Here is a 7,886-nt window from a genome sequence, read left to right on the forward strand (position 1 = left end):
TACGGGTCAGCGCAGGTCGAGCGCGGTGGCGAGCTCGCGCCACTGCGCCCGGGGCAGTCCGTTTGGATCTCCGTTCAGGACCTGGAGGGCGGCGTGGTCCGCGCCCGCGTCCCGGTGGGCGGCGACGCGCCGCCGTACCGCCTCGGCGTCGCCCCACGCGACGACCGCGTCGACGAGCCGGTCACTGCCGCCGTCGGCGAAGTCGTCCTCGGTGAAGCCGAGCCGCAGCAGGTTGTTGGTGTAGTTGGGCAGCTTCAGGTAGAAGTCTAGGTGCTGCCGGGCCGTGGCGCGTGCCCGTTCGGGATCGGTGTCGAGCACCACCTTGACCTCCGGGGCGAGGAGGCGATCCGGGCCGAGGACCTCACGTGCCCGAGCCGTGTGCTCCGGGGTCACGAGGTAGGGGTGGGCGCCCGCCGTACGGTCGCGGGCCAGCTCCAGCATGCGCGGGCCGAGCGCGGCCAGGACCCGCTCCGCGGACGGCGAGCCGGCGGCGTCGAGGCCGTCGAGATACCGCGTCATCGCGGAGTACGGCTTGTCATAGGCCTTGACCAGGCCGGGGTGGCTCGCGCCCAGGCCGAGCAGGAACCGGCCCGGGTACGCGGCGGACACCGCCTTCTGCCGGTCCGCGACGTCGGCCGCGTCGTACTCCCAGATGTTGAGGATCCCGGTCGCCACCACGATCCGGGAGGTCGCCTCCAGGAGCGGCACGGCGTGGTGCACGCCGGGGCTGCCGCCCAGCCAGATCGCGCCGTACCCGAGCTCCTCCAGCTCGGCCGCCGCGTCGCGGATCTCGTTCGCGGCGCTCGGATCGTCGTTGCGGAACCCGATGCTCCAGATCCCCACCCGGCCGACGTCCACCATCGTCTCCTCCAGAATTCTCGGCTGACTCAGATCCAGCCTGCCCCGGAGGAGACGATCCGAGACGCGGTTACTTCTTCTTCTCCGCGGCCGTGCCGGTCGACAACGCGGCGACGAAGGCCTCCTGCGGGACGTCGACCCGGCCGATCGTCTTCATCCGCTTCTTGCCTTCCTTCTGCTTCTCCAGCAGCTTGCGCTTGCGGGAGATGTCACCGCCGTAGCACTTGGCCAGGACGTCCTTGCGGATCGCCCGGATATTCTCCCGGGCGATGACCCGCGCGCCGATCGCCGCCTGGATCGGGACCTCGAACTGCTGGCGCGGGATGAGCTCCTTGAGCTTGGCCGTCATCATCAGGCCGTACTCGCGGGCCTTGTCCTTGTGCACGATCTGGCTGAAGGCGTCGACCGACTCGCCCTGCAGCAGGATGTCGACCTTGACCAGGTCCGACTCCTGCTCCCCGCTCGTTTCGTAGTCGAGCGAGGCGTATCCGCGGGTCCGCGACTTCAGCTGGTCGAAGAAGTCGAAGATGATCTCGGCCAGCGGCAGGGTGTAGCGGATCTCGACGCGGTCCTCGGACAGGTAGTCCATGCCGAGCATGACGCCACGGCGGCCCTGGCACAGCTCCATGATCGCGCCGATGTGGTCGCTCGGGGACAGGATCGTCGCCTTGACGATCGGCTCGTACACCGCGCCGATCTTGCCCTCGGGGAACTCGCTCGGGTTGGTGACCCGATGCTCGTCGCCGTTCTCCATGACCACGCGGTACACGACGTTCGGCGCGGTGGAGATGAGCGACAGGTCGAACTCCCGCTCCAGCCGCTCGCGCACGATCTCCATGTGGAGCAGGCCGAGGAAGCCGCAGCGGAACCCGAAGCCCAGCGCGAGAGAGGTCTCCGGCTCGTAGACGAGCGCGGCGTCGTTCAGGCGCAGCTTGTCGAGGGCGTCGCGCAGCTCGGGGTAGTCGTCGCCGTCCACCGGATACAGGCCCGAGAACACCATCGGCTTCGGATCCTGGTAACCGCCGAGCGCCTCCGCGGCGGGCGCGGACGCGATCGTCACGGTGTCGCCCACCCGGGCCTGGCGGACGTCCTTGACCCCGGTGATCAGGTAACCGACCTCGCCGACGCCGAGGCCGGTGACCGGCTTGGGCTCGGGCGAGATCACGCCCACCTCGAGGGTGTCGTGCGCCGCCTTGGTGGACATCATCAGGCTCTTCTCGCGCCGCGACAGGTGCCCGTCGATCACCCGGACATAGGTGACGACACCGCGATAGGTGTCGTACACCGAGTCGAAGATCAGCGCGCGGGCCGGACCGTCCGAGTCGCCCACGGGCGCCGGAACGGTCGCGACGATGTTGTCGAGCAACTCGGTGACGCCCTCGCCGGTCTTGCCCGACACGCGCAGCACCTCGGCGGGGTCGCAGCCGATGATGCCGGCCAACTCCTCGGCGTACTTGTCCGGCTGCGCGGCGGGCAGGTCGATCTTGTTGAGCACCGGGATGATGTGCAGGTCCGCCTCGAGCGCGAGGTAGAGGTTGGCCAGCGTCTGCGCCTCGATGCCCTGCGCGGCGTCGACCAGCAGCACGGCCCCCTCGCACGCGGCCAGCGACCGCGAGACCTCGTACGAGAAGTCGACGTGCCCCGGCGTGTCGATCAGGTTGAGGACGTGGTCCTTCCACGGCAGGCGCACGGCCTGGCTCTTGATCGTGATGCCGCGCTCGCGCTCGATGTCCATCCGGTCGAGATACTGGGCGCGCATCTGACGCTCCTCGACCACGCCGGTGAGCTGCAGCATGCGGTCGGCGAGGGTCGACTTGCCGTGGTCGATATGCGCGATGATGCAGAAGTTGCGAATCACCGCGGGATCGGTCTGGTTCGGTACGGGCGGCACCGGGTTCCTCAGGACGTGACGGATTCAGCGTCTTCCATGGTCCCATGCCCCGTGCCATGCTCTCGCCGTACGGCCCGGGGCTCCGGCAGGGGCGGCGCCGGACGGCCGTGTTGGGGCCGCTGAGAAACCTTGGTAGGCTGTTCCACTGCGTGTGGGCGCGACAGGTCCCGCGCCCCCAATCCATCGACTTAAGACCTGAGGCTTCTTTCGTGGCGAACATCAAGTCCCAGATCAAGCGGAACAAGCAGAACGAGAAGGCTCGCCTGCGTAACAAGGCGGTCAAGTCCGAGCTGAAGACCGCGATCCGCAAGTTCCGTGAGGCCGCCGAGTCCGGCGACGCCGAGGCCACCCTCGCCGAGCTGCGTAACGCTTCGCGCAAGCTCGACAAGGCCGTGAGCAAGGGCGTCATCCACAAGAACCAGGCGGCCAACCGCAAGTCGGCGATCGCCAAGCGCGCCGCCGAGCTGCAGGCCAAGTAAGGCCCACCGACGCGTCAGCGACGCCGTGTCCCCTCGCCGGGGCACGGCGTTGTTGTGCTTTCCTCCCGTCGGCTTGTCGTGCTTTCCTCCCGTCGGCCGGGCTCGACCGGCCACCGCAGCGGCCCTCGCCGCGCGATCCGGGACGGGAGCCGCCGGGGTCAGTCGCATTCGTCGATCATCGCCTCCACGTCCGCCCAGGTCAGGGCGTGCCGTACCCAGCCGGGCGGCTCGGCCGGCTGGGGCCCGAAGAGGAAGAGGTGCGGCACGACGTCGCGCAACGCGGCGTGCACGCCCAGCCGGTCGTCGATCATGTGGGTGATGCCGAGTTCCGTACAGTGCCCGGCCTTGTCCGCGCGGCGGCGGCAGAAGCGGACGTTGCCGCGTGCGATGCCGGTGCGCCGGTAGAAGTCATGGTGGTCGAGCCACTGCAGCGTCCGCCGCTGCACGCCTTCGCCGCACTCGGAGATCACCCACGCCCGTCCGCCGAAGCGGGCGACGAGCCGGGGCAGCACCTCGAACGTCCCCGACGTGGCCGGCGTGCGCAGCGCCTGTTCGAGGCCGCCGCCGAGGAAGGTCGTGTCCTCCTCCCCCGCTTCCGTGACGCCTCCCTGGATCACCCGACCGAAGTCGACGCCGAGGCGCGGTTCCTTGGTCTTGTTCATGGAGCAAGGGTGAAGTACCGGCGAATGAGATCAAACCGATTTATCCCGTCGGCGGGGAAGACCGGCCGGTAAGAGCCTCAGCGTCCAGCGCGGGCGGCGACGATCTGCGCGATCGCCTTCTCCAGCGCGTACGCCGGATCCGCGCCGCCGCCCTTGACCTGGGCATCGGTCTCGGCCACGACCTGCAGCGCCCGCGCCACCCCCGCCGGCTCCCAGCCGCGCAGCTGCGCACGCACCCGATCGATCTTCCAGGGGGGCATGCCGAGTTCCTTGGCCAGCCCGGCGCCGCGCAGGCCACGTGGCGCGCCACCGACCTTGGCGAGCGACCGTACGCCCTGAGCCAGCGCGCTGGTGATGAGGACCGGGGCGACGCCCGTCGCCAGCGCCCAGCGCAGCTGTTCCAGCGCCTCGGCGAGCTTGCCCTCCACCGCCCGGTCGGCGACGGTGAACCCGCTGACCTCCGCGCGTCCCCGGTGATACCGGCCGACCGCCTCGTCGGTGATCTTCCCGCCGGTGTCGGCGACGAGCTGACTGCACGCGCTGGCCAGCTCCCGCAGGTCGGTGCCGACCGCGTCGAGGAGGGTACGGGCCGCGTCCTCCCCGATGCTCCCGCCCGCCCGGCGGATCTCCGCGCGGACGAACCCGACGCGATCGCCCGGCCTCGTGATCTTCTGGCAGGTGACCTTGCGGGCACCCGCCTTGGTCAGCGCGTCGAGCAGCGCCTTGCCCTTGGCACCACCCGCGTGTACGACGACGAAGTCGATGTCGTCGGCGGGGTTCGCGGCGTACCGGCCGATCTCCGCGGCCAGGTCCTTGCCGAAGTCCTGGGCGGAACGCAGGACGACCACCCGCCCACCGCCGAACAGCGACGGCGAGGTCAGCTCCGCCAGGGCGCCCGGCGCGAGGGAGGCGGGGGTCAGCTCATGGACCTCGACGTCGGCCTCGCGAGCGCGGGCCGCGGCGACGACGTCGCCGATCGCCCGGTCGACGAGCAGTTCCTCGTCGCCGACGATCAGGGTTAGGCGTTCGGAAGACACGCATGCAGCATGCCACGGCCTGAGACCCGGCATCGCCCATCCGCCGCCGTCCGTCGGGTCCGCTGTCCGTCCGATTCGCCATCCGTCCGGTCCGGTGTCCGTCCGGTCCGCCGTCCGCTGCCCGCGTCATCGCCGCTCGGCGCGCGTCGAATTCGATGGGCTCGCGGCAAAGCCGGGTGGGCTCAGTGCGACTGGTCCCAGCCGCTCGGGCGGAAGGCGACGGCCCGCAGATCACCGATGTCGTCGTTCTTGGGATCCTTCGGCAGGCCCAGCAGACGCGCGAGGGTCCGCCAGGCCAGCGGGTGGGCGTCCTTGTACTCGACGAGTACGGCGCGCCGCTCCTCGTCGGGCAGGAAGCGGTGCTCCGGCTCCAGCAACCGAAGATGTCCGATCCGGAGCTCCAGCGCCCGGCCCGCCCGGAGGTTCTTCACCCAGTCCGCGCGGTTGCCCCAGCCGGAGAAGACGATGACCTCGCCCGCCTCATGGTCGAGCTTCACCACCTCCAGGACGGTCTCGCGGCGCAGCCCGCTGAGTCGTCCCTGATGGGCGAGGTAGAGGAAACGCTTGCCGAGCAGGAAGCCGAGGTTCCGGTGATAGATCCAAAGAGGGGCGCGAACCACACGGCGCAGGAACCCGTGCGGTCGGGGGGCACTGGAGATTCCTCGGGGCATTGTCCAATGATGCCGCCGATCAGCACGTCCCCGCACACCGGACGGCTCGCCCGATCGGGATCGGCCGGTCCCCCGTGTGATCCGGGCCGCAGCGGGAATCCCTTCTTTCCGCCGCGGGTTGTTCGAAGGTGTCCGAACTTCATGAACTGCCGCTTTCCGTGCTCGATCTCGTCCCGGTGAGCTCGGATACGACCCCCGGGGCCGCGCTGCGCGCCAGCGTCGACCTGGCGCGGGCCGTCGAACGCCTGGGCTACCACCGGCTGTGGGTCGCCGAGCACCACAACATGCCGGGGATCGCCAGCTCCTCGCCCCCGGTGCTGATCGCGCATCTGGCGGAGGCGACGTCGACCCTGCGGGTCGGCTCCGGCGGGGTGATGCTGCCCAACCACGCGCCGTTGGTCGTCGCCGAGCAGTTCGGCATGTTGGAGGCCCTGCACCCCGGGCGGATCGACCTCGGCATCGGCCGGGCACCCGGTACGGACCAGGCGACCGCGTACGCGCTGCGGCGGAGCGCTGACCTGAACGTCGAGGACTTCCCGCGCCACCTCGCCGAGCTGCGGGCGTTCCTCGGCGGATCGTCGCTCGGGATCAGGGCGGTGCCCGCCGCCGAGAACCCGCCGGAGGTCTGGCTGCTGGGTTCCAGCGGCTACAGCGCGCAGCTCGCGGGCGCGCTCGGTCTGCCGTTCGCGTTCGCCCACCACTTCAGCGCGCGGTTCACCGAGCCCGCCCTGGAGCTGTACCGCTCGACCTTCCAGCCGTCGGAGACCCTGTCCCGGCCGCACGCCATGGTGACCGCCGCCGTGGTCTGCGCCGGCACCGATGAGGAGGCGGAACGGCTCGCCGCGCCCATGGGCCTGTCCATGCTGCGGCTGCGGACCGGCAAGCCCGGGCCGTTGCCGACGCCGGAGGAGGCACAGGCGTATCCGTACACACCTCAGGAGCGCGAGGCCATCGGCACGATCACCGAGTCCCATGTGATCGGCGGCCCGGAGACGGTGCGCAAGGGGCTGCTCGACCTGCTGGACCGCACCCAGCCGGACGAGCTGATGATCTCGACCAACGTCGGTGATCCCTCCGCCCGCCTCCACTCGTACGAACTGGTCAAGGAGATCCTGCAGGCCGGCTGACCAACGACCCGACCGACCAGGCCACCGGTCGCCGCATCCTGCGAAGCTGGTCGATTTGTCCGTTGTTTCCGCGCGGGATGGTCGTGCAGGCCGTACCGGATGCTCGGGAAGGCCCTCGCCCGTGGCGCCGACATGTGGGCTTCTCGCCCTTCCCCGGACCACGATCGCCGAGCATTCGGTACGCCTCGGACATGGCCGGAAGCCCTCCCGGTCGCCGACTCGACCGACCGGTATGACGAATCCGCCGTTGAGCGTGCGCGCCCTTACCAGTGGGCTGCGGTCGGCCGTGCTGCCCGGCCAACGCGCCGGTCAGCGATGACCGGCGTGCCGGGTGACCACCGCGGGGCCGCTCCGGGAGCGGACGACGGCGACGTCGCCGTCGCGGTCCGTGCGGTAGGCGCGTAAGTGCAGGTGGGCGAGCAGGGACATCGTCGACGGCGCCGGATGCCCGTAGTCGTTGTGCGCGCCGACCGAGGTCACCGCGATCCGCGCGTGCACGGCGGCCAGGAAGTCCGGGTCCTGGTGCGACGAGCCATGGTGGGGGACCTTGAGGACGTCCGTTTGCGGCACTCCGGCGGCGAGCAGCATCCGCTGAGCCTCGACCTCGACGTCTCCGCCGAGGAGCACCGTCAGCCCCGGCCACTGGGCGAACAGCACCACGCTGGCGTTGTTCACCTCGGTTCCGGGGTCGCGGGTCGACACGGGAAGCGTGATGAGCGGGCCGAGCACGCGCAGGGTCAGCGATCCCGCGGACCAGACGTCGCCGATCCCGGCGGGGACCACGCGTCTTCCGACGAGCAGGCGCCGCTCCTCCCCCTCGCTGTCGGGACTGATCAGAACGGTCCCGACGGCACGGCCGCGCAGGACGCCGGGCACCCCGCCGACGTGGTCCGCGTGCGGGTGGGTCAGCACGAGCAACGGCACGGCGTGGATCCGCAGGGCGCGCAGGCAACGGTCGATCGAGTGGGGATCGGGACCGGTGTCGACGACCACGGCCCGGCCGGGGCCGGCGGCGAGCACGAGCCCGTCGCCCTGGCCGACGTCGCAGGTCACGACCAGCCAGCCGCGCGGCGGCCAGCCTGGCGCGCAGGCGTGGCCGCCGATCACCACCACCGCCGCGCCGACCGCGGTGGCCGCGGCGACGCGGCGCGCGCCCGGCCG

At 70.8% G+C, this 7,886-nt stretch carries 8 protein-coding genes; 2 read left to right on the top strand and 6 right to left on the bottom strand.

All coding sequences use genetic code 11. From position 1 onward, the window contains the following. Positions 1 to 6: 6 nt before the first annotated feature. Both AB0K82_RS29150 and lepA read right to left on the bottom strand, forming a co-directional pair. On the bottom strand, positions 7 to 861 hold the full coding sequence (locus tag AB0K82_RS29150; protein ID WP_364403025.1) for an LLM class F420-dependent oxidoreductase: 855 nt from the start codon (positions 859 to 861) through the stop codon (positions 7 to 9). Between the two features lie 67 nt (positions 862 to 928). After that, positions 929 to 2,749 carry a translation elongation factor 4 gene (lepA, locus tag AB0K82_RS29155; protein WP_364403028.1) on the bottom strand — a complete coding sequence of 607 codons (1,821 nt, stop codon included), beginning with the start codon at positions 2,747 to 2,749 and terminating at the stop codon, positions 929 to 931. 209 nt (positions 2,750 to 2,958) lie between these two features. Here lepA and rpsT point away from each other — a divergent pair, with 209 nt between their 5' ends. After that, on the top strand, positions 2,959 to 3,228 hold the full coding sequence (rpsT, locus tag AB0K82_RS29160; RefSeq protein WP_364403031.1) for a 30S ribosomal protein S20: 270 nt from the start codon (positions 2,959 to 2,961) through the stop codon (positions 3,226 to 3,228). A 158-nt stretch (positions 3,229 to 3,386) separates the two neighbouring features. On the opposite strand, the gene AB0K82_RS29165 is transcribed toward rpsT, so the two are convergent. The 3 genes from AB0K82_RS29165 to AB0K82_RS29175 form a co-directional block, all read right to left on the bottom strand. After that, a complete protein-coding gene (locus tag AB0K82_RS29165; RefSeq protein ID WP_364403034.1) occupies positions 3,387 to 3,890 on the bottom strand; it encodes a hypothetical protein in 504 nt (167 codons plus the stop codon). 77 nt (positions 3,891 to 3,967) lie between these two features. Next, positions 3,968 to 4,927: a DNA polymerase III subunit delta gene (gene holA / locus AB0K82_RS29170; protein ID WP_364403037.1), complete on the bottom strand. Its 960-nt coding sequence runs from the start codon at positions 4,925 to 4,927 to the stop codon at positions 3,968 to 3,970. 182 nt (positions 4,928 to 5,109) lie between these two features. Beyond that, positions 5,110 to 5,598 carry a nitroreductase family deazaflavin-dependent oxidoreductase gene (locus AB0K82_RS29175; RefSeq protein ID WP_364403039.1) on the bottom strand — a complete coding sequence of 163 codons (489 nt, stop codon included), beginning with the start codon at positions 5,596 to 5,598 and terminating at the stop codon, positions 5,110 to 5,112. Positions 5,599 to 5,726: 128 nt separating this feature from the next. Here AB0K82_RS29175 and AB0K82_RS29180 point away from each other — a divergent pair, with 128 nt between their 5' ends. Then, on the top strand, positions 5,727 to 6,725 hold the full coding sequence (locus AB0K82_RS29180) for an LLM class flavin-dependent oxidoreductase (RefSeq protein ID WP_364403042.1): 999 nt from the start codon (positions 5,727 to 5,729) through the stop codon (positions 6,723 to 6,725). Positions 6,726 to 7,034: 309 nt separating this feature from the next. On the opposite strand, the gene AB0K82_RS29185 is transcribed toward AB0K82_RS29180, so the two are convergent. Next, on the bottom strand, positions 7,035 to 7,886 hold an 852-nt coding region (locus AB0K82_RS29185; protein ID WP_364403045.1), incomplete at its 5' end, for an MBL fold metallo-hydrolase.

Origin of the sequence: Actinoallomurus sp. NPDC052274 (assembly GCF_040679475.1) — a bacterium.
In the GTDB taxonomy this organism is placed as follows: Bacteria; Actinomycetota; Actinomycetes; order Streptosporangiales; family Streptosporangiaceae; genus Actinoallomurus; species Actinoallomurus liliacearum.